A 21,873-nucleotide genomic window follows, 5' to 3' on the forward strand; every position below is an offset into this window, starting at 1 on the left:
CCTGCGGCGCGTCAGTCTTCGACGGTGATCTTCTCGATGACCACATCGGACAGCGGGCGGTCCGCCGGTCCGGTCGCGGTCGTCGCGATGGCGTCGACGACGTTGCGGGATTCCTGGTCCGCGACCTCGCCGAAGATCGTGTGCCGGAAGTTCAGGTGCGAGGTCGGCGCGACGGTGATGAAGAACTGCGAGCCGTTGGTGCCCGGCCCGGCGTTCGCCATGGCCAGCAGGTACGGCTTGGAGAACTGCAGCTCGGGGTGGAACTCGTCGCCGAACTTGTAGCCGGGGCCGCCGCGGCCGGTGCCCGTCGGGTCACCGCCCTGGATCATGAAGCCGTCGATGACGCGGTGGAAGATCGAGCCGTCGTAGAACGGACCGGAGTTGCCGCCCTTCGCGTTCGGCTGGGTGTACTCCTTGGAGCCGGTGGCCAGCCCCACGAAGTTCGCCACGGTCTTCGGCGCGTGGTCGGGCAGCAGGTTCACGTGGATGTCACCCTGGTTGGTGTGCAGGGTGGCCTTGCGGGCGCTTTCAGTCACGCCGCCATCGTGCCACCCCTTCGCACAAATGGGGGGTTCAGGGGGCGTCCCCGGCCCGTCGCGCTGGACACCGGCCCAGGAAGAAGGCACTTTCCCGAGGTTTCCGCGAGGCCCGCAGCGGGAAGCCGCAGCGGTGTCGGCGGAAAAAGGGCAGGATAGATGTCAAGCAACAGATCTGTTTCACAACGATTGATGAGGTGAAGACCATGACCCGGGCCGTGGAATCGGTCGGTGAGTCGGCCAAGTCCGGCTCGGCGGACCTGCGGAAGCTGGTCGTCGAGGCGGGCAAGGCGGGCGCGAAGGCCGCCGAGGCCGGCGCGGAGGAGCTGGGGAAGCGGAGCCGCCGCGCCCGGCGCAAGCTGGCGAAGAAGACGGAGCTGACCCGCAAGGAGCTGAAGAAGAGCTCCGCCGCGGCGCGCAAGGAAGCGCTCGCCCGCATCGCCGAGATGAAGAAGCCGGGCCGCAAGGCCAAGAAGGCCGCGATCAAGGCCGCCGCGTCGGCGGGCGAGTCGAAGCGCCGCGGCAAGAAGGACTTCAAGGCGGCGAAGAAGGAGTTCCGCGCCGCTCTGGAGGAGGCGAAGAGCGCGGCCAAGGGCACCCGCAAGCGTCGCCGCTGGCCGTGGATCCTCGGTCTCGGCGCGGTCGCGGTCGGCACCGCCGTCGCGCTGAAGTCGCAGCAGCAGGAGCCGCCGGTCGCCCCGGCGCCGCCGAAGGCCACCCCGCCTGCTCCCCCGGCTCCGCCCGCGAAGCCGGCCGCCGAGGCCAAGGACGCGAAAGACGCCAAGCCGGGCGAGCCGAAGACGAACGGCAAGGCGCCGAGCCCGTCGGCTGCCGAGAAGAAGAACTGAACGCGCGAAAAGGGCCCCGGGAAGTGCGTCCCGGGGCCCTTTTTCGTGTTGTCGCTCAGTCGGTTCAGACCGCGGCGGCGTGCTTGTCGATCAGCTGGCCGAGACGCGGCAGCGCCTCCTCGACGTTCTTCTTGCCGTTCGGGCGCAGCTTCGAGTAGACCTTCTTGATGCTGTCGCGGCTGCTGCGCTCGGCGCGGGCGTCGGTGACCCCGAGCAGCGCGTCCGACGCCTCGTCCGAACGGCTGGTCAGGTAGGCGCCGAAGTCGTTGCCGCCCTGGGCGCGGAAGTCGCTGTAGAACGGCTCGAGGGCGGCGGAGAAGTCGTCCAGGAGGCTGTCGATCGCGGACGGGATGATGCCCGGCTTGATCTTCTTCACGGCGGCGAAGCCGGTCTTCACGACCGCGCCGGAGACCCCGCCCTTGTCGGCGACCTCGGCGTCCACGAGCTCCGCGAAGTCGGCGACCACGGTGGGGCGACGGCTCGAGTCAAGCAGGATTTCCTTGAGGGTGTCAGCCACGAATCTGTCCTTGTCGTCGAAAAGGGGTAACCAAAGTATTCGGTGCCGGACGGGCACCCGCCGCGCGAGTGTTGGGGGAACCGCGCGTGCTGCTTAGAGTAATACAAGATCAACTTCACTCACCCGTGCGGAGCCCGTTACTCAGAGCTTCAGGGCAGCGATAGCCTTTTTCGCCACTGTGCGTGCTTTGATGCTCTGCTTCTGGTTGCTCGTCACGATGACGGCGGCCTCGCCCTTGGCGACGGCGTAGACCACTCCGTCCCCGGCCGGCTGGTAGCCGCCCTTCCACCCCGCGGGCTCCGAAGCCGGGTTCGACGTGTCGACCGGCGCGGCCTTGTTGACCAGCGCGGTCGCGACGTCGCTCTTGCCCACGTACACCCGCACGGTCAGCTGGAGGCTGCCGTCCGGACGGTAGAAAAAGCACGTCGGATGCGGCTCGTCGTCGGACACGCTCACCTTGGTGACGTGCTGACCGTTCGCGTCCTGCACTGTCTCGTTGGACAGGTACGGACACTCCGCGGTGCGCGCGGGCTGCGGATCCGGCGGCAGCGCCGCGGAGGCCGAAGCGGAACTCGCCGGCGCCGAAGACGGAGTCTCCTTCGCCGGGCTCGACGGGTTGCAGCCGGCGAGCAGGACCAGGGCTGGGGCGAGAACGAGAAGTCGGCGCATGGCGGGCACAGTCAACCATGCCCGGTGAAGTCCGCGCGAAGGCGGCGCGTGCGACGATGACGTCGGATTCCGCTCAGCCCGGGGAGGTCGCGGACGTGCTCACGCCCGAGCAGTACCTGCAGGTGGTCGCCGAACGCGTGGTGCGCAGCGGCGGCAGGCTCAACACCGTCCAGATCGGACCGGTGACGTGCGCGGTCGGCCTGTTCGCCGAGTCGATCATGCTGTCCACGATGAACTATTGCGTGGTCGCCGGGGCCTATCCGGAGATCGACGCGGCGACGCTGCAGCAGTTCACCGGCATGGCGACGCAGCACGCCCGCGCCAACGTGCAGGGCACGATCGGCTGGACCGCCGCGTCGGTGGTGATCTGCGGGCTCGTCGGCCGCGTGCACCCGGACGCCGCGCAGCTGGCGAGCGCGAAGACGAGCAACCAGTTCGGCGGCGAAACCCGGATGGTCGCGGTGGATCCGCAGGCGGGCGCGACCTACGCGTTCACCGGCGGGAAGCTCTGGGGCGCGGCGATGCACGGCGCGATCAGGGCCAAGCTGACGTTCTGTTTCCCGCAGCCGGGCGAGGCTCTCCAGCAGGTGCAATGGCAGCAGCAACAGGCCGCCTACGGTCAGCCCCCGCAACCGGGTCCCGGCGGATTCCCGGGGCAGATCCCGTCCGGGCCGATGCCGCAGACCGGTCCCCCGCCCGCCGCCGGACCGGCCGGGCCGCAGCCGCCGCACTACCCGCCGCCGGGGCAACCGCCGTACGGTCGGTGACATGGTTTCGTTGCGCGGCTGGCAGTCGTTTCCCGAACAGCTCCCGGAATTCGACCCGGACCACACCCCGGAAACGCCCGAGGAGCTGTTCCTCGCCTGGCTGACCGAGGCGGGCGAGCACGTGCTGGCCCCGCACGCCGTCACTCTGTCCACAGTGGACGCCGACGGGGCTCCGGACGCTCGCGTAGTGATCCTGAAGAACGTCGACGCGGACGGCTGGGCGGTCGCGACGAGTTCGGAAAGCCCGAAGGGCCAGCAGCTGGCGGCGAATCCGCGCGCGGCGCTGACGTTCTTCTGGCCTGGCCGCGGACGCCAGGTCCGGGTGCGCGGCTTGGTGGTGCCGGCCGCGCCCGAGGTGTCCGCCGACGACTTCCTCGCTCGGCCGCCCGCGTCGCGGGCCGAGGCGTACGTCGGGCATCAGTCGGAGGTGCTTTCCGATCCGGCGAAGCTCGTCGAAGCGGCCGCGGCGGCTGCGGATTGGGTAGCGGAGAACCCGGATGTGGCACCGGAAACGTGGACGCGCTACCTGATCCAGCCGGAATCGGTGGAGTTCTGGCAGGCCTCGCACGACCGGCAGCACCTCCGGGTCCGCTACCGCCGCGAACCCGCGGGCTGGGTCCGCGAACGCCTCTGGCCCTAGAGCCGCGAGTTGGCGCGCAGCTTGGCGATCGCGCCGACGGTGGCGTAACCGCGCCATTCCAGCGCGGCCGCCGGGGAGAAGCTGGCGAAGTCGACCGTCCAGCCGCCGTCGGGCTGCTGGCCCTGTTCCAACCGGGTCAGATCCGCTTCGACCGCCTCCGCGGTGAACAGCCGCCGGGACGGGCCGGGCACCGGGCTGAAGTCCAGCGGACGCAGCACCTCGCCTTCGGAACCGCCCTGCACCGGGACGATTCCGCTCTCCGGCAAGAACTTCCCCAGCTTCGTCAGGAGTTCATCGGCTTCCGGATACCTGCCGTGCACGGCGTCGAGCAGGTGGATCGCGAAGCTCAACTCGATGACGTGCGGCATCTCCTCGAGCTCCCGGATCGCCCGCAGGCACGTCTCGGTCGCCCGCGCGAGCCACGGATGCGCCGCGACCGACGGGTCGTGTTCGGCGACCCGCCACGCCGCGGACGTGACGAACGCGGTGCTCTGCAAGGAGAACACCGTCGGATCGGCTCCGGTCCAAAAGGGAGCGCACGCGGCCGGGTCCGCGACCGGGAACGCGAACGGCAGCCCGCCGTCGGTGAACGACACCGATTCCAGCCAGTCGCACAACTGCACCGCGTGCGGCGTAGTCGCCGGGGCGATGTCGGCGAACACCTCGAACGCGTGCAGCGCGCCGCCCGGCTGGCTTTCCGGCGCGCGCAGGTCCGGTTCCAGGCCCCAGCCGTACCCGCCGTCCGGATTCCGGTAGGCGGCGACCGCCGCGAGCACCTCCTCGGCCCGTCCGTTTCCGTTCAGCAGCTCGAACCGCCGCTGGTCCAGCACCCTGCCGTGCCCGGCGAGGAACGGGGCGACGGCCTCCAAGTTCACAGTCACCCGGAAACCGTCGCACGAGTCCGGCGCGAGGGTCTTGAACGAATCGGCCACCAGCCCGAAAGAGCGGATTGCTGGGGCTCGGGCGATCGCCGTGGCACGATTCGGAAGTGACCAGCAAACCGGACGACGCGCAGCGATTGGCCGATCTCGCACGGTTGCGCCGGGTGCGCGACCGGATCGACCGCGAGTACGCGCGTCCCCTGGACGTCGAGGCGCTCGCGCGGAGCGTCAACGTGTCCGCCGGGCACCTGAGCCGGCAGTTCCGCGCCGCTTACGGAGAGTCGCCGTATTCGTATCTGATGACCCGCCGCATCGAGCGCGCGATGGCGTTGCTCCGGCGCGGCGACCTGAGCGTCACCGAGGTGTGTTTCGAGGTCGGGTTCTCGTCGCTGGGGACGTTCAGCACGCGCTTCACCGAGCTGGTCGGAAAGCCGCCGAGCGTGTACCGCCAGGAGGAGACCGGGGCGACCGAGGGCATGGCGCCGTGCGTCGCCAAACAGGTCACGCGACCGATCAGGAATCGAGAAGCACCCCGTTCGGCGCGAACCTAGTGTGATCGGCATGGACATGACGATTCACGCGAGCTTCCTCCCGCACACCGATCCGGAAGCGACGCTGACCTTCTACCGCGACGTCCTCGGCTTCGAGGTGCGCAACAACGTCAAATACGGCGACATGGCCTGGATTACCGTCGGCCCGCCCGGACAGCCGGACACCTCGCTCGTGCTGCAGCCGGTCGCCGCGTTCCCCGGCCTCACCGACGACGAACGCCGGATGATCACCGAAATGATGGCCAAGGGCACCTACGCCGCGCTGAACCTGGCCACGAAGGACGTCGACGCGACCTTCAACCGGTTGCAGGCCAGCGACGCCGAGGTCGTGCAGGAGCCCACCGACCAGCCCTACGGCGTCCGGGACTGCTCGTTCCGCGACCCGGCCGGGAACCTCATCCGCATCCAGCAAGCGAGCTGAAGCAGTCCGAGCCGGACCGCCGGGAAAGAAACTGGGAGAGAGATGACCAAGGCCAAGGGGAAGACCACGCCGGGGCACGCCGCGGACAGCCATGACCTGATCCGCGTGCAGGGCGCCCGCGTGAACAACCTCAAGGACGTCAGCGTCGAACTCCCGAAGCGCCGGCTGACGGTGTTCACCGGGGTGTCCGGCTCGGGCAAGAGCTCGCTGGTGTTCAGCACGATCGCGGCCGAATCGCAGCGGCTGATCAACGAGACCTACAGCAGTTTCGTGCAGGGTTTCATGCCGACGCTGGCCCGTCCCGAGGTCGACGTGCTCGACGGGCTGACCACCGCGATCATCGTCGACCAGCAGCGGATGGGGGCCGATCCGCGCTCGACGGTCGGCACCGCCACCGACGCCAACGCGATGCTGCGGATCCTGTTCAGCAGGCTCGGCACCCCGCACATCGGGTCGTCGCAGGCGTTCTCGTTCAACGTCGCCTCGATCAGCGGCGCGGGCGCGGTCACCGTGCGGCGAGCCGGGAAGGAGATCAAGGAGCGGCGCAGCTTCAGCGTCACCGGCGGCATGTGCCCGCGCTGCGAGGGCCGTGGTTCGATCAACGACATCGACCTCTCCCAGCTGTACGACGACTCGAAGTCGCTCGCCGAGGGCGCGCTGACCATCCCCGGTTACACCCCGGGCGGCTGGAACTACCGGCTCTACACCGGGTCCGGCCTGGTCGACCCGGAGAAGCCGATCCGCAAGTACACGAAGCGCGAACTGCAGGACTTCCTGTACAAGGAACCGACGCGGATGAAGATCGAAGGCATCAACATGACCTACGAGGGTCTGGTGCTGCGGATCCAGAAGTCGTATCTGTCCAAGGACGTCGAGGCGATGCAGCCGCACATCCGCGCGTTCGTGGACCGCGCGGTCACCTTCGCGACGTGCCCGGAATGCGACGGGACGCGGCTGAGCGAGCTGGCGCGGTCGTCCAAGATCGACGGGATGAGCATCGCCGACGTATGCGCGATGCAGATCAGCGACCTCGCCGACTGGGTCGTGAAGCTGTCCGACCCGTCGGTCGCGCCGCTGCTCAAATCGCTGCACGAGACGCTCGAATCGTTCGTGGAGATCGGTCTCGGCTACCTGTCGCTGGACCGGCCGGCCGGCACGTTGTCCGGCGGCGAGGCGCAGCGGGTGAAGATGGTCCGGCACCTCGGCTCGTCGCTCACCGACGTCACGTATGTCTTCGACGAGCCCACCATCGGCCTGCACCCGCACGACATCCAGCGGATGAACGACCTGCTGCTCCGCTTGCGGGACAAGGGAAACACCGTCCTCGTCGTGGAGCACAAGCCGGAGGCGATCGCGATCGCCGACCACGTGGTCGACCTCGGGCCGGGCGCGGGCACGAACGGCGGCACGGTGTGTTTCGAGGGCACTGTGGACGGTCTGCGCGCGAGCAAGACGTTGACCGGCAAGCATTTGGACGACCGTGCCTCGCTCAAGCCGTCGGTGCGGGAGCGCACGGGCGTGCTGGAAATCCGCGGCGCGAACACGCACAACCTGCAGGACGTGGACGTCGACATCCCGCTCGGCGTGCTGTGCGTGATCACCGGGGTCGCCGGATCCGGCAAGAGCTCGCTGATCCACGGGTCGATCCGGGAATCCGATGACGTCGTGTCGGTGGACCAGGCCCCGATCCGCGGTTCGCGGCGGAGCAACCCGGCGACCTACACCGGGCTGCTCGAACCGATCCGCAAGGCCTTCGCCAAGGCCAACAACGTGAAGCCCGCGCTGTTCAGCGCCAACTCCGAGGGCGCGTGCCCGAACTGCAACGGCAACGGCGTCATCTACACCGACCTCGGGATGATGGCCGGAGTGGCCACCACCTGCGAGGTCTGCGAGGGCAAGCGGTTCGACGCCTCGGTGCTGGAGTACCACTTCGGCGGACGGGACATCAGCGAGGTGCTCGCGATGTCGGTCGCCCAGGCCACCGCGTTCTTCGCCGACGGCGACGCGAAAACCCCGGCCGCGCACCGGATTCTCGAACGGATGGAACAGGTCGGACTCGGCTACCTGACCCTCGGCCAGCCGCTGACCACGCTGTCCGGCGGCGAGCGGCAGCGGCTGAAGCTGGCCACGCACATGGGGTCGAACGGCGGTGTCTACATCCTCGACGAGCCGACCACCGGCCTGCACCTCGCCGACGTGGAACAGCTGCTCGGGCTGCTGGACCACCTCGTCGAATCGGGCAAGTCGGTGATCGTCATCGAGCACCACCAGGCCGTGATGGCGCACGCCGACTGGATCATCGACCTCGGCCCCGGGGCCGGCCACGACGGCGGCCAGGTGGTCTTCGAGGGGACGCCCGCCGAGCTGGTGAAGAAGAAGCGGACGCTGACCGGGAAGCACCTGGCCGCCTACGTGGGCTAGTCGAGCGGCGGCCGCCGGTCGGTCCAGGGCAGCGCCTGCTCCAGGGTGCGGGAGACCTGCAGCAGCAGGTCTTCCCGCCAGGGCGCGGCGACCAGCTGGACGCCGACCGGCAGGCCGCTCGCCTCGTCGTGGTGCAGCGGGAGGGAGATCGCGGGCTGGCCGGTCACGTTGAACAGCGACGTGAACACGCCCATCGGGTACGCCGCCACCACCGGATTTCCGCTCGCTCGCCACGCGCCGACCTTCGGCGGGAGGCACGCCATGGTCGGCGTAACCAGCAGATCGAAGCTGCCGACGAAGGCTTCGACAATGCGGCGGGAGAACACCTGGGTCTGGTGCACGCTCTCCGCGTAAGTCCAGGAATCGACCGACTTCGCGGCTTCGCGCTGTGCCCGGTTGTGCGGTTCGATGCGGTCCGGGTCGATTACCGGGACGCCTGCGCTGGCGACGTTCCAGACCTTCAGGAACGTCGCCAGCAGTTCCTCGGACGTCGGCAGCGGAAGCGGTTTGTCGACAAGCTGGTGTCCGGCTTCCTCCAGTGCGCGAAGGGTTTTGTCGACCGCGGTCAGGCAGGCCGGGTCGACCTCGATCCCGTCGATCAGCGAGGTGGTGAGGACACCGATCCGCAGGCGAGTCGGGGGTTCGGTGTTCAGCGCGTCGGCGAGCGACCGGGTGGGCGTCGGCTGCGACCACCACGCGCCCGGGTCGTGCCTCGTGAGGACGTCCAGCGTGGCGGCGGTGTCGGCCAGCGTCCGGCTGACGACGCCGCTGGTCGCGAAGCCCTCGACCTCCACGACGGCGTTCGTGACCAGGCCGCGGGTCGGCTTCAACCCGACGATACCGGTGCACGACGCCGGGATGCGGATCGATCCGCCGCCGTCCTCCGCGTGCGCGACCGGGGCCATTCCGGCGATGACGGCGGCCCCCGCGCCGCTCGACGAACCGCCGGGCGTGCGGTCCGGGTCCCACGGGTTGCGCGAGATGCCCTGTGCCTCGCTCTCGGTGAAGGGCACCGCGCCGAATTCCGACGTCGTGGTCTTGCCGAGCGGGAGGAAACCCGCGTCGGTGAACCGCTGCACGATCGGGTCCGACTTGGGCTGCGGGGAACGGTCGGTGGCCAGCGAACCGTAAGTGGTCGGCCAGCCGGCGACGTTGACGAGGTCCTTGATCGGCAGCGGAACCCCGTGGAACGGCGGCAGTTCCTCGGGCGCGCACCGCACCACAGCGTCGGCGGCGGTTTTCGCGGCGGCACGGACCTCGTCGTCGGCGCGGAAGCAGAAGGCGTTGAACTTCGGATCCAGCTCGGCGATGCGGTCGAGATAGCACTCGGCGACCTCGACCGGGCTCACCTCCTTCGCGCGGATGGCGGCGGCGACTTCGACGGCGGAGCTGAACGGATTGATCATCACGGATCCCCTTTCCGGTACCCGTTCAGCCTGGTCGGGGCGATGGTGGCCGGTCTTGGAGAAATGTCGCGCGGGCGAAGTTACGTACGATGGCGGCATGCGACCAGCCGAGTGGGCTCGCGACGGACCAGCGGTGTGGGGCATCGCCGTGCCGTCCCGGCCGCTCCGGCTGCCCGGCGTGCGGATGGCCGGATTCGTCGGCGACACCGTCGACCAGGTGGACCTGACAGTGGTCCCGTACCCGGCCGTCACGCTGTTCCTCAACCTGCGCGAAAAGCTGCTCGTCAACGACGTGGCGCGCGGCAGCGTCGTCGCCGGACTCGTGCCGCACGGCATGCGCGTGCGCGGCCAGGGCATCGAATGCGTGCAGATCCGGCTGTCGCCCGAGGTCGCACACGCGGTGCTCGGGACGGAGTTGAGCGGCGAGGTCGTGTCGCTCGAGGACGTCTGGCCCACCGAGCTGCCCGGCCGGCTGCGCGCGCTCGATTCCTGGAACGACCGGTTCGCCCTGGTCGAAGCCGCTTTGGGCAAGCGGTACGAGGCCGGTCGCACGGTCGATCCGGAAGTCGCCTTCGCCTGGCGGCGGATGGACGCGCACCACGGTCAGGTGCGGATCGAGCAGCTGGCCGACGAGACCGGATGGAGCCGGAAACGCCTGTGGTCCCGGTTCCGGAGCCAGCTCGGGCTCAGCCCGAAACGCGCCGCGCAACTGGTCCGGTTCGACCACGCGGTGCACCGGCTCGCCGCGGGCGAAAGTCCCGCTTTGGTGGCGGCGGAGAGCGGTTACGTCGACCAGTCACACCTGCACCACGAGGTCAAAGCTTTCGCCGGGGTCACCCCCTCCGCCGCCGCGAACGCGCCGTGGCTCGCAGTCGACGAGGTCGCCTGGTCTCGCCCCCCACTGCGCGAACGGGTGATCGCACCGGCATGATCGCGGAGTGACTTCCATCCGGCCCCCCGCTGTCGCGCTGCGCCGGTGGCTAGACGACGCCGGCACCCGTCGTCCGGCGGTGTTCCTGCTGGTCCTCGCCTCGGTGGCGGTGGCAGTGACGGTTCTGTGGCTCGTCTGCACGATGTGGCCGCTCGACCTGGAGATCTACCGGTCCGGCGCGCGGGCGCTGGCCCAGGGCGAGGACGTCTACGGTCCGCTCCCGCCGACCCGCGCCGGGCTGATCCTGCCGTTCATCTACCCGCCGTTCGCGGCCGTCGTGTTCCTGGTGTTCGCCGCGATGCCGCTGCCGCTGGGCGCGATGCTGATGCTCGCCGTCTCGCTGGCGTGCTTGTGCGGGACGGTCTACGTGGTGGTCCGGCCGCATGCCGGGCGGCGGACCGCGATGCTGGCCGCGCTCGTGATCGGGGCTGGTTCGCTGGCGTTCGAACCGGTCCGCGAGACGTTGTGGTTCGGGCAGATCAACCTCCTGCTGATGGCTCTCGTGGTGATCGACTGCCTCGGCCCCCGGACCAGGCTGCCCCGCGGCGTCCTGCTGGGCCTCGCCGCCGCCATGAAGATCACCCCGGCCGGATTCCTGCTGTTCTTCCTGCTGAAAAGGGACTTCCGGGCGGCACTGACCACGGTGGTCACCTTCGTGCTCGCCGGCGCGGCCGGGTTCGTGATCGCGCCGGAAGCGTCGATGAAGTACTGGTTCGGCGGCGGATTGACCGGCGCGTCCGGGATGAGCGGATCGATTTTCGCGACAAACCAGACCATCCAGGGCGCGGTGCACCGGTTCGGGCTCGCCGAAACGCCGACGCTGATCCTGGTCGCGGTGCTGACCCTGGCCGCGCTCGCGCTGACCGTTCCCGCGATGCTGCGCGCCGACCCGTCGATGGCGTTCCTGCTCAACGCGGCCGCGATTCTGGTGTGTTCGCCGATTTCGTGGTCGCACCACTGGGTGTGGATCGTGCCCGCGATCGTGCTGTTCGCCGCTCGCGCGCACACCCGGACCGCGGTCGCCGGTTTGGCTGCCGTGGCGGCGATTTTCGTGATCGCCCCGCATTCGTGGCTGCCGAAGAACGGGTACCTGGAGCTGTCCTGGGGACCGGTCGAGCACGTCATCGGCAACAGCTACTTGCTGCTGGCGCTGGGTTTTCTGGGCTGGCAGTGCTACTCGACGCGCCGTCAGACCGCCGCGGTCTGAGTCAGCAACGGCTCCGGCAACGGGTCCGCGTGGAGTACGTGCAAGGTGCTGACCGCCCGGGTGAGCGCGACGTACAACCGTTGCAGCCCACGCTCTTCCGCCGCCACGATGCGCGCCGGTTCGACCACCAGGACCGTGTCGTACTCCAGCCCCTTCGCCAAACTCACCGGTGCCAGCGTGATCCGGGCTGTCCCCTCGGTACCCAGCACCGTGTGGTCCAGCCCGCGCTCGGTGAGGACGCGGTGCAATTCCGGGATGTCCGCGTCGGCGGCCAGCAGCCCGATCGACCCTTCCTGCTGCAGGGCCTTCGCGCAAGCATCGACCGCGGCGGCAACCGTCTCGTCGGTTTCGGTCAGGTGCAAGGCATCCGCGGAATGCCGGAACGACGTGGGACTCCGGAGTTCCGGCGCGATGTGCGGGAGCAGTCGGGCAGCGAAGTCGAGGACATCCGCCGGAACGCGGTAGCCGTGCGTGAGTTCTTCGATCCGCCCGCCGGGCCGGTCGAGATGGGTGAGCACGGTCGTCCAATCGCGGACCGCGGACGGACTGGTCGCCTGTGCGACGTCGCCGAGAACCGTGCACGCACCAGCCAGCCGGCGTGCGATCGCCCGCAGATGCATCGGGCTGAGGTCCTGCGCCTCGTCGACCACGACGTGCCCGAGCTTCGCCGGCCGCTCGATCAGCGCCGCGACCTCGTCCAGCAACGCGAGATCGAGCGTCGACCAGGTCATCGCCTTGCGACTGCGCGGACGCGGACGGATGAGCGCTTCCTGTTCCTCAGCAGTGAGAATTCCGTCGGCTGCTTCGGCGAGAAGTGCGTTATCGGTAAGCAAGTCATAGACCAGCCGCGCGGGCTCGACGGTAGGCCACATGTCCCGGACCGCCTTGTTGATCGCGGCATTGCGGCGAAGCTGATGGAGGGTCGCGCTCGTGCCGCCGGACCGCTCCATCTCGCGCAGGACCCGATGCGCGAGCCGCTGGGCCAGCAATTCGCGCCCCGCGCTGTAATCCGCGCCGCGGCTGAGGATTTCCGTGAGTTCCTCGGCGATGTCCTCGGGATACAACCGCCAGGTCCGGTGCTGGTACTTCACCTCGAGCGTCCGGTCGACCGGCCGGATCCGCGCCCACACGTGCCGCCGGACGACCTCCGCCATCCGGACGTCGCCCTTGATGCGCGCCGTCCGCGGATCGTCGACGTACTCGGCTGACTGGCCCGCCCCGGTCAGTTCGTCAATCGTGGCTTGGGAAACCGCCACCTCGCCGAGCGCCGGAAGCACGCCCGCGATGTAAGCGAGAAACGACCGGTTCGGCCCGATCACCGCGACCCCGCCTGCCTTCTGCAGCCGCACCCGCTCGGTGTAGAGCAGGTACGCCAGCCGATGCAGCCCCACTGCGGTTTTGCCGGTGCCCGGTGCGCCCTGGATGCAGATCGTCCGGTCGACCGGCGCGCGAACGAGCCGCATCTGGTCCGGCTGGATCGTCGCGACGATGTCGCGCATCGGCCCCTGCCGCGGCCGCTCGATCTCCGCGGTGAGCAGACGATTCTCCGCCGACCCCGGCCGATCGAGCGGCTCGTCCTCGTACGCGCTGAGCACTCCGGCCTGGTCGAACCCGTAGCGCCGCCGGACCCGCACGCCCATCGGATGATCGTGATCGGCTTCGTAAAACGCCCTCGCGAGCGGCGCCCGCCAATCGATCACCAGAGGTTCGCCGTCGTCGTCACGAATCCCTCTGCGGCCCAGGTAAACGAGGTCATGCTCGGGCGACCGGGTGTGCGACCCGCGCGCCGCCTCGTAGACCTCGCCCGGCGGATAGTCGAGGCGGCCGAAGAAGAGCGGCGCGTCGTCGATATCCGCTAGCTCCTCGGCGATCTCGATGCGAAACTGCCTGAGGACGTGGTTGAAGTACTTGTCGTCGACCGCGTCGCCCTCGCCCATTCCCGTCGCGATCGCGGTCTTGATCTCTGCCCGCATGCGGTCCAGCTCGGCGTGACAGGCCTGGAGAAACTCGCGCTCCGCCCGGATCTCTGGTTCCAGTATCTTCACTGGGTTAAATATACAACCGAGTCAAGTTTTTATCCTGGTTCGAGTTCCGGTTAGGCTGACGGCCGTGCCAGGACTGCGCGAGCTCAAACGCCGCCGCACGAGGGAAGCCATCGCCTCGGCGGCCCTGCGCCTGTTCCGCGAATCCGGCTTCGACGGGGTGTCGGTAGCCGATATCGCCGCCGAGGCCGAGATCTCGAAGCCGACGCTGTTCGCGTACTTCCCGACGAAGGAAGACCTGGTCATCCACCAGTTCGTCGACGAAAACGGCCCCGCGGAGATCGTCCGCGCGCGGCCGCCTGAGGTGTCGGCGCTGTCCGCGCTGGAACGTTCTTTCCTGGACCGCCTGGCCGCCCGCGATCCGCTGACCGGCCTGAACGACTCGCCGGACGCGATCACGTGCCACACGCTGCTGTACTCAACGCCTGCGCTGCTGGCGCGGCTTGCCACGTACCTGTTGGAGAAGGAACAGGAACTGGTGGAGGAACTGCGCGCGTCGTGTGGGGTTCCGGACGAGTTCACCGCACGGTTGGTGGCTGCGCAGATCTTCGGGGCGCAGCGGATCTTGGGGTTCCACAACGCCCGGGAGATCCGCGGTGGGCGAAGCGCTGATGAGACTTATCCGGACGCTGTTGCCCGGGCGGAGGCGGCGTATCGGATGTTGCGGGAGGGGCTGGCTTCGGTGCTGTGACTCAGTCCGGGGGCCGCGCGAAAGGGCCAGACCTCGCAAGGCCTGGCCCACTCCCGCAGTTCGCGCTCGCTCAGTTCTGATCCGGGCTGTCGACCGGCACGCCCTGGTACCCAGTCCCCTGGTCCTGCGCGTTCGGCGGGTCCACCGGAACCCCGTGGTATCCGGTGCCCTGGTCCTGGTCGGCGGGCGGGTCGATCGGCACCCCGTTGTACCCGGTGCCCTGTTCCTGCGGGTCCGGAGCGTTCTCGTCCTTCGGCGGCGTGGTGTGCAGCTTGAAACCGTCCTTCGCGCAGCGGATCTCGTGCGTGCCCTCCGCGCCGGTGTCGGTCAGGCACTGCCAACCCCGGACAGTCATCATGTAGTTGGATCCGACGGCCTTGTCGATATTGTCGAAGTATTCGGTGATGACATTGAACGCTTCGACGCAACCAACGGTACCTGCCTTGGTTTCGTCCGCGATCAAATCAACCTTGCGCGGACCGACCGGACCCCCGAGCGTGCTGCAATTAACGTCCTCCGCACTGGCCCCGCCACCGCCGCTGCCGCCCTTTTTCACTGGCGTTTCCGGCTGCTGCACCTGGCTTTTTGCCGCGACGTTGACCGGGGCGGATTGGTTGCTCGCCGGGGCTGCCGAATTCTGGCCAGAGCACGCGGAAAGCAGTGCGACCGCACCGAGAGCCGCTCCGACGGTGGCCAATTTGACAGTCTTCCTGAGCATTTCCATTCTCCCCTGACCAGCTCTTGGCTTTCCCTTTGCCTATAGAGACGCACACCGCCGGAGGGGGTTGCGAAGAAATTCCGCGGACTTCGTCGGGAAAGCGCTTCAGCCCCAAAACCGCACTTCGGGGTACCGCGGCGACGGCCCGTCCAGCAGCCGCTGGGGCATCCCGCGCAGGTGCTCGTCCAGGAACGCGGTCAGGTACGCCTCGCTGACCCGGATCGCCCGCAGCGGATCGATCTTCAGTCCCGGCACCGGCACCCCGGCCTGCTGGCAGAGCAGCAGCTGATCAGTGAACATGCTGTGTTCCCCGTCGTTAACGGTGATCCACCGCTTCCATCCGGTCATCTCGCGCCACGCCGAATCCCACGACGGATCGACCGTCCCGCCCGGCTCGTGCACCGGCGCTCCGAACTGCAGAAACGGCCGATCCAGCCCGGTCACCGGGAGGTAGTACATGCCGTCCAGCATCGCCCCGGCGCGGATCCGCCGGTCGGCCAGCATCGCCGGCGCCGTGCTGGCTCCCCCGATCGAATGCCCGATCATCGCGATCCGCCGCGCGTCGATCAGCCGCCCGCCGCCCCACACCGGATTCCGGCCCACGAGCCGATCGAGTACGAACGACACATCCGCCGCCCGGGCTTGGACAAGTTTCACCCAGTCCTTCGCAACGCATGCCACGCATTCCGTCGTATGCCCGTCCGGGAAGGTGATCGCTGTCGACTCGTAGTTGTGCCCGATCCCCGCCACGACATACCCGCGACTGGCCAGCTCCTCCGCCAACGACGACAACGTCGCGCGCGGCAACGTGAACCCAGGCGACAGCACCACCAACGGCATCCGCCGGAACTGTGGCAGAGCGTCCACAGTGGAATGTGTCCGCACCTTCGTCAGCGCGTCCTCCGGCACTGACTTATCGCCCAGCTCCTTCACCATCAGCTCCGACTCTCGCTGAGTGAGGTACTGCGTGGGCCGCCATCCGGGATATTGCGCCGGATACCACAGCGTCACCATCATTTCCCGCCGCTGCGAAGGAACCCACGGATCCGCGCGGGAAGTGTCGGTGAAGTGAAAGGCAGTAGTACCGACCGGGCTGACCCCGCCAGGCCGCGGCAACGCCAATCTCGGTGCCGCCTGCGCTGTCCCCGCCCCGACCACGGCGAGCATCGCCGCGACGATCGCAATTACGCGTAGTCTCATGACTCCAGCTTGGAGCCGCGCGACCCCCGGCAGCATCGGTGATGCCCCCGATAGCGAAGTCATCTTCCAGAACGATGCTCAGCTGACGACGTCCGCCAGCCGGGCGATTTCGTCGACGTCGTCAGTCGTCGGCACGAAGACCAGCTCGTCCGCGCCCAACTCGGCAAACTCCGCGATGCATTTCCGGACCATCTCCGGAGACACACAGGGCACGACACTGTCCGCGACTTCCTTCGGAGCCAACCGATAGAAGTCCCGGACGTTCGCCAACCCGGCGTCGACGTCTCCCAAAACGAAGTACGCCAACGAAACCAGCCGCGGCTCCCCGGTCCGGCCGCCCTCGCGCCAAGCACGTTTCGCCGCTTCGAACCGAGGAGCGGTCGCCGTCACCGAGCCCGAACCGGCGATGTATCCGGTGCCCCACCGCACCATCCGCCGCAACGCCTGCTCGGTGTAGCCGCCGAACAACATCGGCACCTGCCGGGTCCCGCTCGGCACCGCCGCGTTCTCGCCGCTCCAGACTTCCCGGTAAGTCTCCAGGTCGGCATCAAACCGAGCGCCCCGGCCACGTGCGCCGAGCCCAGGAACGGTGAACTCCTCCTCCCGAAGCCCCACCCCGACCCCGAACGTCAGCCGATGCCCGGAAACCCCGTCGATGCTCGCGATTTCCTTGGCCAGCAACGCTCCGGGCCACGTCGGCGCGAGCAGCACGCCGCTCAGCAGACCGATCCGCGTCGTCGCCCCGGCCGCGGCGGCCAGCGAAACCGTGTCGCTCACCCCCGGATACGCGTATCTGCCGATCGTCGCCAGCGAGGAAAACCCCGCCTCCTCCGCCCTCGCCGCCCACCGCGGCACGACCGCGGGGTCGACGTCGCGCACTTGATTCGGAAGCCCGATGCCGATTCGCACCCGATGATCCTCTCGAACTGTTGCCTGACCCGGCTCTCAATGACAGCATGCTGTCATGTCCGACAAGCTAGCGATACGACAGCATGCTGTCAAGAAGGCCTGCGACTCCTACAACGACCTGATGGACGAGGTCATCCGACTCTCCGACGTCCTGGAAGCAGTCGGCAACGGCATCGCCCGCCCGACGGGGTTGAGCGTCGCGCGGTACCAGGTGCTGGCCGCGGTCGAAGCGGAAGCCGCCCCGGTCGGAACCATCGCCTCGCAGCTGGGCCACACGAGGCAAAGCGTCCAACGAGTCGCCGACCTGCTTGTCGACGACGGCCTCGCTTGCTATCGCCCGAACCCCGCGCACCAACGCGCCAAACTGCTCGAAGCGACTCCGTCCGGACGCACGGCTTTGCACCGAATGCAAGCAGCGTACGAAGATCTGGCCCTCCGCACCACCGACGGCTTGGACCTGGAACGCCTCGAACTGGCCCGGCAGACGCTCATCGAGCTGCGCCATCGCCTGCGGTCCGAACTGACCTAAGCTGGCTTCGCCGGATGCCACGCCAAGGAGAAACCCTCGATGCGCAAGCGAAAAACGCTGCCGAAGAATTTCAGCGAACTGCTGTCCTCCGCATCGCTCGCAGAACTCCAGGCAGTGTTCCAGCGCACCGAGTTGGCCGCGCGCGGCGGATACGGCAAGGAAACGGCAATCGGCTTTCTCGAGTGTCCCGACGAACTCATCGTCTGGCTAGTCGAGCAAGGCCTCGACGTGGACGCCGCCAACCAGTACGGCGAGACTCCACTGTGGACACGAGCCGCGAGAGGCGCGGCCGCGCAAATCCCACTGCTGCTTTCGCTCGGCGCGGACATCGAACGGCCACGCGCGCACAGCGGTACTCCATTGCACGGTGCGGCCGGCAGGCAAAGACCGGAGACCGTACGAGTCCTGATCGAGCACGGCGCGAATGTGCACGCCACGATCGACGGCAAACCAGGCCGCACCCCGCTCCTGCACGGCTTGCGGCTCACCGAGAACATCGGGATCGCCGGGATGGCCGAAACTGCCGCGCTGCTCCTCGAAGCCGGCGCTCCCGTACCGGACGAGGCGCGAGAGCTGGTCCGCCGGATCGGGGCCAAATTCGAGTTCCACCGCCCGAATTTCAGCCACGATCTCCTCGACGCGACCGACGCCGGACTGCACGAGCTGTACCGGTTGTTCGACGTCGAACCGGTCCCGCCGCGGCTGATCCACGACGGAACCGCCCCGATCGAGGTGCCCGACGGGCCCTGGCAGAAGCAGCATGACCACCTGTGGGAGCTGCTCGTACCGCCCTCCGGCGCGGCGAAAACCGTGCAGGGAGAAGCGATCCGCCTCTCCGGCAAAGTTGCGCACGAGATCCTCGACAACGGCAGCATCAACTGGGACCACTCGTTCCGCGCGATGGCCGACACGCTCCCCGCTTGCTTCGCGTCGGGCACCCCGCTGCCCGAACTTCAGGAAGCGCAGAGCCTCGCCAAGCGCATCCGCTCCGGCAACGGAGCCGACGACGAACTGGCCCGGCTGTCCGAACTCGCCGTCGCGTGGGTTCGGCTCAACCCAACCCCGTTGCCGATGACCGCGCCGGACTACCACCGTTAATCGGACAGCACCGCGCCCAACTGGTTGGCCAGCCATCGCTCGAAGGCCGCCGATGTCCATCCGCAGCGCCGGACGAGCCGGTCGTACACCTCGGGTGCGGTGAGCGTCCAGACGGCGTCGACCGCCTCGTCGAATCGCTGCGACGGCAGGTGCCCGCGTTCCGCGAGACCGCGCAGGCTGTTCGTGTTGCCCTTTCTGCGTTCGGAGTCGATGGTCGCCACGAAGTCCTCGAGCACCTTGTCGCCGCCGGGACCGTGTTCGACCAGAACCCCGAGCAGCGGCCCGACCCGGTCGGAGATAGCGCGTACCCAAGCGGCATACGCGGCCGCGTAGGACGGCACGTCGGTCGCGTCGGCCACCCGGCGGAATTCGGGACGTTCGCTCATCGGCGTCTGATCCTCGTCGCCGGCGAGCATCACGTCATAGACCGCCTTGATGACCTCGGCCTTGCCACCGACGGAGTTGTACACCGTCTGGGGGCTGACCCCCGCCGCCTCGGCGAGGCCAGTGATCGTCATGCCCGCGTAGCCACCACCGCCGAGGAGCAGCCCGCGCGCCGTCCGCACGATGTGCGCGCGGGTGGCCTGGGCCTTCTCCTCGCGCTGCGGGGCGCTGTATTGCCTTGCCACAGCCCTCCCAATCCGCTAGATTCTGATTCCACTGGATTTGGGTTCCAGTCAAGTTCGAAGAGGAGCTTAGCCGTGACCAACCCCGCACGCACCGCCGCCCTTGCCGTGTTTGACGCGATCAACACCGGAGAGCTGTCCGTCCTCGACGACCTGGTCACCCCGGACTTCGTCGACCACGGATCCCCGTTCCCGCTGCCGCCCGGACCCGCGGGCTACCGGCAGATCCTCACCTTCGTGCACCACGTGCTGAACATCAGATACGCGATCGACGACATCTTCGACACTGACGACCGCGTCGTCGTCCGCGCGACCGCCACCGGAACCGGAGTGGACGCGGTGCACGGCGCGGGCGCCGCGGGCAAGCCGTACCAGATGACCACGGTGCACATTTACCGCACCGAAGGCACTTTGCTCGCCGAACACTGGGGCGTCCGGGACGAACTCGGCGCCCGCATCCAGCTCGGCACGCTGCCCGCGCCCGACTTCGCTCCGCAAGACGCCTGAATCAGGCTGGCTCTTTCGCGGACAGTCCCAGCGAAAGACTGCGCACCATCCGATACCGCCGGAATCCGCCACCACGCACGCCCGGGAATTCCTGCACCTTCTGCCATTCGTCGGACACCCCGACCGTCCCCCGGCTGGACCGCGCCAGCGCGTCGCGGTGCGACTGTTCGTCGGTCCACTCCGCGTAGTTGAGCACTCGCGTCCCGTCGGTGCTGACATGGAAGTGCCCGGACAGCCCACCCGGCGCGGGTTTCTCCTCACCGGCCAACGCGCCGAACACGGTGTCCACCCACCGCCGCTGACGCTGCGCGTCCGCACCGTCGAACTCAACGCTCACCACGACAATGCACCCCGGAACGGTCGCGTTGTCCCGATTTCCGCTGCGATACAACCGATATTCGACTGGATCACTCCCGGAAACCCGTTGCACCAGACCGGGATCAGCTGCTCCCTCGGCCCACTGGGTATAGACCAGCGTGCCCTCGCCCTCGGTACTGGCCAAGGTATTGAACGAAATCAGCCCGGCCGGCCACGGTTCTTTCTCCAGCCGGGCGAGCACCTCCGCCGCCTCGACGGTCGTTTCGGCAACCAGCACAGCGTCGACGTCCGTGCGCACAAAGTCAGGGCGCGCAACGCGATTGACAGTCATGAGTGTCCTTCCAAGATCGATGACGACTCTTGAAGGATCGAACTTCAAGGGAAGTTGAAGTCAAGCCATCAACCACGACTCTCGTTACTCTGACGGCTACGAGGGCAGGGGCTCTTGATAGTTTCCAAGCACGCCAAGATGATGGGCTGTCTCGGTGTCGGCACTGTTGGCAGCCGGATGCAGCACCGTAGTCGCGGGCTAACCCCGCGGCGACCTGCAGATCTACGAGATCTACAAAGCCGAGGACTGGGGACTTTCGTTCACCAACGACACGGTTTCCGGCCGGGCCGAGGAACAGTCCTCCGTACAACCGTCCCAGTTGAGCTCCGATCCCGGCGAGCACGGCAAGGGACCTTGGCAGTACGCGTGGAGCGATTGCTTCCGCACGAACCACGGCAACTGCCACCCGCGTCGCCGGTCCGGGCGGTCAGCCCAAGGAAGCCACCTCGAACAGGAAGGTGGGCGACGGCGAGATCAGCTGAATTCCGATGCCCCCGGGTCACGAGGATCTGTCGTTCAAAGTGGGCCGCCGCGTGGTCACGAACTCGACTTTCCGCAGCGAGGACTACCAGGAGCCGACGCTCAACCAGGTGTTCGGCGAGGCCATTTTCAAGATCATCGACCGGTTGAAGCAGAGCCCCTGACGCACAAATCCCCGTCCGGCTTCGGCCGAACGGGGAGTGCGGGTGGACCTGAGGGGAATCGAACCCCTGACCCCCGCCTTGCAAAGGCGGTGCTCTACCAATTGAGCTACAGGCCCGGTGCGGACCGGGGTCCGCTAAGTACTACGTCAGTTGCGCGACGCGTCCGCGGCCTTGGCCGGCGCGCTGCCGTTCGCCGACGGGGCGGCAGGCGTGGTGGCTTCCCGCCACAGGTCAGCCTCGGCCTTGGCCGCCTTGTTGCGCTTGACGACGAACAGGACGCCGCCCGCGACGACCGCGAGTGCCAACAGCTTCTTCACCTGAAGCCCCCTTCTGAGTGCTTGCGCTACCCCACGATGCTACCGGACCCGCCGCGCGTCCCGTCCAGCGGTTCCGTCTCGCTCGTTCCACGTGGAACACCGGGGAATATCCGGAGTGAGCGGTCCGTTGAAACAGGCGGTCCCAGCG

25 protein-coding genes and 1 tRNA gene are annotated in these 21,873 nt (G+C 68.1%); 13 read left to right on the forward strand and 13 right to left on the reverse strand.

Annotated features, from left to right (window positions below; translation table 11 throughout):
* Positions 1-11 precede the first annotated feature (11 nt).
* Entirely contained in the window at positions 12-536 is a 525-nt protein-coding gene (locus tag EIZ44_RS07095; protein ID WP_009085526.1) for a peptidylprolyl isomerase, read from the reverse strand.
* Between the two features lie 206 nt (positions 537-742).
* On the opposite strand from EIZ44_RS07095, the gene EIZ44_RS07100 reads away from it, so the two are divergent.
* Positions 743-1,384 carry a hypothetical protein gene (locus tag EIZ44_RS07100; protein ID WP_205673064.1) on the forward strand — a complete coding sequence of 214 codons (642 nt, stop codon included), beginning with the start codon at positions 743-745 and terminating at the stop codon, positions 1,382-1,384.
* Positions 1,385-1,448: 64 nt separating this feature from the next.
* Here EIZ44_RS07100 and EIZ44_RS07105 read toward each other — a convergent pair whose 3' ends face one another.
* Positions 1,449-1,901 carry a DUF6918 family protein gene (locus EIZ44_RS07105; RefSeq protein ID WP_134728034.1) on the reverse strand — a complete coding sequence of 151 codons (453 nt, stop codon included), beginning with the start codon at positions 1,899-1,901 and terminating at the stop codon, positions 1,449-1,451.
* A 141-nt stretch (positions 1,902-2,042) separates the two neighbouring features.
* A complete protein-coding gene (locus EIZ44_RS07110) occupies positions 2,043-2,570 on the reverse strand; it encodes a DUF2020 domain-containing protein (protein ID WP_199817341.1) in 528 nt (175 codons plus the stop codon).
* A gap of 95 nt (positions 2,571-2,665) precedes the next feature.
* Here EIZ44_RS07110 and EIZ44_RS07115 point away from each other — a divergent pair, with 95 nt between their 5' ends.
* The gene (locus EIZ44_RS07115) at positions 2,666-3,337 is read left to right on the forward strand and encodes a hypothetical protein (RefSeq protein WP_037809458.1); all 672 of its coding nucleotides are present in this window, start codon (positions 2,666-2,668) and stop codon (positions 3,335-3,337) included.
* Position 3,338: 1 nt separating this feature from the next.
* A complete protein-coding gene (locus EIZ44_RS07120) occupies positions 3,339-3,977 on the forward strand; it encodes a pyridoxine/pyridoxamine 5'-phosphate oxidase (protein ID WP_037809175.1) in 639 nt (212 codons plus the stop codon).
* On the opposite strand, the gene EIZ44_RS07125 is transcribed toward EIZ44_RS07120, so the two are convergent.
* Positions 3,974-4,858, reverse strand: coding sequence for a hypothetical protein (locus tag EIZ44_RS07125; protein ID WP_167754017.1), 885 nt, complete (start codon positions 4,856-4,858; stop codon positions 3,974-3,976). The two genes, EIZ44_RS07120 and EIZ44_RS07125, sit on opposite strands and share 4 nt — an antisense overlap.
* A 107-nt stretch (positions 4,859-4,965) precedes the next feature.
* Here EIZ44_RS07125 and EIZ44_RS07130 point away from each other — a divergent pair, with 107 nt between their 5' ends.
* Genes EIZ44_RS07130 through EIZ44_RS07140 form a run of 3 tightly spaced genes read left to right on the forward strand, consistent with a single transcriptional unit; the run spans position 4,966 to position 8,251 of the window.
* Positions 4,966-5,409: a helix-turn-helix transcriptional regulator gene (locus EIZ44_RS07130; protein ID WP_009085513.1), complete on the forward strand. Its 444-nt coding sequence runs from the start codon at positions 4,966-4,968 to the stop codon at positions 5,407-5,409.
* A gap of 10 nt (positions 5,410-5,419) precedes the next feature.
* Positions 5,420-5,830, forward strand: coding sequence for a VOC family protein (locus EIZ44_RS07135; RefSeq protein ID WP_037809456.1), 411 nt, complete (start codon positions 5,420-5,422; stop codon positions 5,828-5,830).
* 42 nt (positions 5,831-5,872) lie between these two features.
* Positions 5,873-8,251, forward strand: a complete 2,379-nt coding sequence (locus EIZ44_RS07140) for an ATP-binding cassette domain-containing protein (protein ID WP_134728036.1) — start codon at positions 5,873-5,875, stop codon at positions 8,249-8,251.
* Here the strand turns inward: EIZ44_RS07140 and EIZ44_RS07145 are convergent.
* Positions 8,248-9,657 carry an amidase gene (locus tag EIZ44_RS07145; protein WP_167754018.1) on the reverse strand — a complete coding sequence of 470 codons (1,410 nt, stop codon included), beginning with the start codon at positions 9,655-9,657 and terminating at the stop codon, positions 8,248-8,250. The two genes, EIZ44_RS07140 and EIZ44_RS07145, sit on opposite strands and share 4 nt — an antisense overlap.
* Positions 9,658-9,754: 97 nt before the next feature.
* On the opposite strand from EIZ44_RS07145, the gene EIZ44_RS07150 reads away from it, so the two are divergent.
* Together EIZ44_RS07150 and EIZ44_RS07155 are read left to right on the forward strand one after the other, a co-directional pair.
* Positions 9,755-10,588: an AraC family transcriptional regulator gene (locus tag EIZ44_RS07150; RefSeq protein ID WP_134728038.1), complete on the forward strand. Its 834-nt coding sequence runs from the start codon at positions 9,755-9,757 to the stop codon at positions 10,586-10,588.
* A 7-nt stretch (positions 10,589-10,595) separates the two neighbouring features.
* Complete coding sequence (locus EIZ44_RS07155; RefSeq protein WP_037809168.1) at positions 10,596-11,795, forward strand: glycosyltransferase 87 family protein; 1,200 nt, start codon at positions 10,596-10,598, stop codon at positions 11,793-11,795.
* On the opposite strand, the gene EIZ44_RS07160 is transcribed toward EIZ44_RS07155, so the two are convergent.
* Complete coding sequence (locus EIZ44_RS07160; protein WP_240691236.1) at positions 11,777-13,840, reverse strand: HelD family protein; 2,064 nt, start codon at positions 13,838-13,840, stop codon at positions 11,777-11,779. The genes EIZ44_RS07155 and EIZ44_RS07160 overlap by 19 nt on opposite strands.
* A gap of 64 nt (positions 13,841-13,904) precedes the next feature.
* Here EIZ44_RS07160 and EIZ44_RS07165 point away from each other — a divergent pair, with 64 nt between their 5' ends.
* A complete protein-coding gene (locus tag EIZ44_RS07165) occupies positions 13,905-14,528 on the forward strand; it encodes a TetR/AcrR family transcriptional regulator (RefSeq protein ID WP_134728039.1) in 624 nt (207 codons plus the stop codon).
* Positions 14,529-14,598: 70 nt separating this feature from the next.
* Here the strand turns inward: EIZ44_RS07165 and EIZ44_RS07170 are convergent, their stop codons facing one another.
* The 3 genes from EIZ44_RS07170 to EIZ44_RS07180 form a co-directional block, all read right to left on the reverse strand.
* A complete protein-coding gene (locus tag EIZ44_RS07170) occupies positions 14,599-15,246 on the reverse strand; it encodes a hypothetical protein (RefSeq protein WP_134728040.1) in 648 nt (215 codons plus the stop codon).
* Positions 15,247-15,351: 105 nt separating this feature from the next.
* A complete protein-coding gene (locus EIZ44_RS07175) occupies positions 15,352-16,446 on the reverse strand; it encodes an alpha/beta hydrolase family protein (protein ID WP_134728041.1) in 1,095 nt (364 codons plus the stop codon).
* A gap of 78 nt (positions 16,447-16,524) precedes the next feature.
* Positions 16,525-17,355 (reverse strand): LLM class flavin-dependent oxidoreductase, encoded by an 831-nt coding sequence (locus EIZ44_RS07180; RefSeq protein ID WP_134728042.1) that lies wholly within the window; start codon positions 17,353-17,355, stop codon positions 16,525-16,527.
* A gap of 55 nt (positions 17,356-17,410) precedes the next feature.
* On the opposite strand from EIZ44_RS07180, the gene EIZ44_RS07185 reads away from it, so the two are divergent.
* Together EIZ44_RS07185 and EIZ44_RS07190 are read left to right on the forward strand one after the other, a co-directional pair.
* A complete protein-coding gene (locus EIZ44_RS07185; RefSeq protein ID WP_134728043.1) occupies positions 17,411-17,884 on the forward strand; it encodes a MarR family winged helix-turn-helix transcriptional regulator in 474 nt (157 codons plus the stop codon).
* A 39-nt stretch (positions 17,885-17,923) separates the two neighbouring features.
* Positions 17,924-18,982 (forward strand): ankyrin repeat domain-containing protein, encoded by a 1,059-nt coding sequence (locus EIZ44_RS07190; protein WP_134728044.1) that lies wholly within the window; start codon positions 17,924-17,926, stop codon positions 18,980-18,982.
* Here EIZ44_RS07190 and EIZ44_RS07195 read toward each other — a convergent pair.
* Positions 18,979-19,611, reverse strand: a complete 633-nt coding sequence (locus EIZ44_RS07195) for a TetR/AcrR family transcriptional regulator (protein ID WP_134728045.1) — start codon at positions 19,609-19,611, stop codon at positions 18,979-18,981. The genes EIZ44_RS07190 and EIZ44_RS07195 overlap by 4 nt on opposite strands.
* Positions 19,612-19,683: 72 nt before the next feature.
* On the opposite strand from EIZ44_RS07195, the gene EIZ44_RS07200 reads away from it, so the two are divergent.
* Positions 19,684-20,115, forward strand: a complete 432-nt coding sequence (locus EIZ44_RS07200; RefSeq protein WP_037809158.1) for an ester cyclase — start codon at positions 19,684-19,686, stop codon at positions 20,113-20,115.
* Between the two features lies 1 nt (position 20,116).
* On the opposite strand, the gene EIZ44_RS07205 is transcribed toward EIZ44_RS07200, so the two are convergent.
* Positions 20,117-20,764, reverse strand: coding sequence for an antibiotic biosynthesis monooxygenase (locus EIZ44_RS07205; protein ID WP_134728046.1), 648 nt, complete (start codon positions 20,762-20,764; stop codon positions 20,117-20,119).
* Between the two features lie 488 nt (positions 20,765-21,252).
* Between EIZ44_RS07205 and EIZ44_RS44615 the strand changes: the two genes are divergently transcribed.
* The gene (locus EIZ44_RS44615) at positions 21,253-21,408 is read left to right on the forward strand and encodes a hypothetical protein (RefSeq protein WP_167754020.1); all 156 of its coding nucleotides are present in this window, start codon (positions 21,253-21,255) and stop codon (positions 21,406-21,408) included.
* 43 nt (positions 21,409-21,451) lie between these two features.
* On the opposite strand, the gene EIZ44_RS07210 is transcribed toward EIZ44_RS44615, so the two are convergent.
* Positions 21,452-21,524: transfer RNA gene (locus EIZ44_RS07210), tRNA-Ala, on the reverse strand.
* A 30-nt stretch (positions 21,525-21,554) separates the two neighbouring features.
* Positions 21,555-21,725, reverse strand: coding sequence for a DLW-39 family protein (locus EIZ44_RS07215; RefSeq protein WP_020663676.1), 171 nt, complete (start codon positions 21,723-21,725; stop codon positions 21,555-21,557).
* Between the last annotated feature and the right edge of the window lie 148 nt (positions 21,726-21,873).

The sequence above is a fragment of the Amycolatopsis nivea genome (assembly GCF_004522235.1).
Lineage (GTDB): Bacteria > Actinomycetota > Actinomycetes > Mycobacteriales > Pseudonocardiaceae > Amycolatopsis > Amycolatopsis nivea.

Coding starts and splice junctions, on each gene's coding strand:
- EIZ44_RS07100 (WP_205673064.1), top strand. CDS start 743: ATGACCCGGGCCGTGGAATCGGTCGGTGAGTCGGCCAAGTCCGGCTCG.
- EIZ44_RS07110 (WP_199817341.1), bottom strand. CDS start 2,570: ATGCGCCGACTTCTCGTTCTCGCCCCAGCCCTGGTCCTGCTCGCCGGC.
- EIZ44_RS07120 (WP_037809175.1), top strand. CDS start 3,339: ATGGTTTCGTTGCGCGGCTGGCAGTCGTTTCCCGAACAGCTCCCGGAA.
- EIZ44_RS07135 (WP_037809456.1), top strand. CDS start 5,420: ATGGACATGACGATTCACGCGAGCTTCCTCCCGCACACCGATCCGGAA.
- EIZ44_RS07140 (WP_134728036.1), top strand. CDS start 5,873: ATGACCAAGGCCAAGGGGAAGACCACGCCGGGGCACGCCGCGGACAGC.
- EIZ44_RS07145 (WP_167754018.1), bottom strand. CDS start 9,657: ATGATCAATCCGTTCAGCTCCGCCGTCGAAGTCGCCGCCGCCATCCGC.
- EIZ44_RS07150 (WP_134728038.1), top strand. CDS start 9,755: ATGCGACCAGCCGAGTGGGCTCGCGACGGACCAGCGGTGTGGGGCATC.
- EIZ44_RS07170 (WP_134728040.1), bottom strand. CDS start 15,246: ATGCTCAGGAAGACTGTCAAATTGGCCACCGTCGGAGCGGCTCTCGGT.
- EIZ44_RS07175 (WP_134728041.1), bottom strand. CDS start 16,446: ATGAGACTACGCGTAATTGCGATCGTCGCGGCGATGCTCGCCGTGGTC.
- EIZ44_RS07185 (WP_134728043.1), top strand. CDS start 17,411: ATGTCCGACAAGCTAGCGATACGACAGCATGCTGTCAAGAAGGCCTGC.
- EIZ44_RS07190 (WP_134728044.1), top strand. CDS start 17,924: ATGCGCAAGCGAAAAACGCTGCCGAAGAATTTCAGCGAACTGCTGTCC.
- EIZ44_RS07205 (WP_134728046.1), bottom strand. CDS start 20,764: ATGACTGTCAATCGCGTTGCGCGCCCTGACTTTGTGCGCACGGACGTC.
- EIZ44_RS44615 (WP_167754020.1), top strand. CDS start 21,253: ATGCCCCCGGGTCACGAGGATCTGTCGTTCAAAGTGGGCCGCCGCGTG.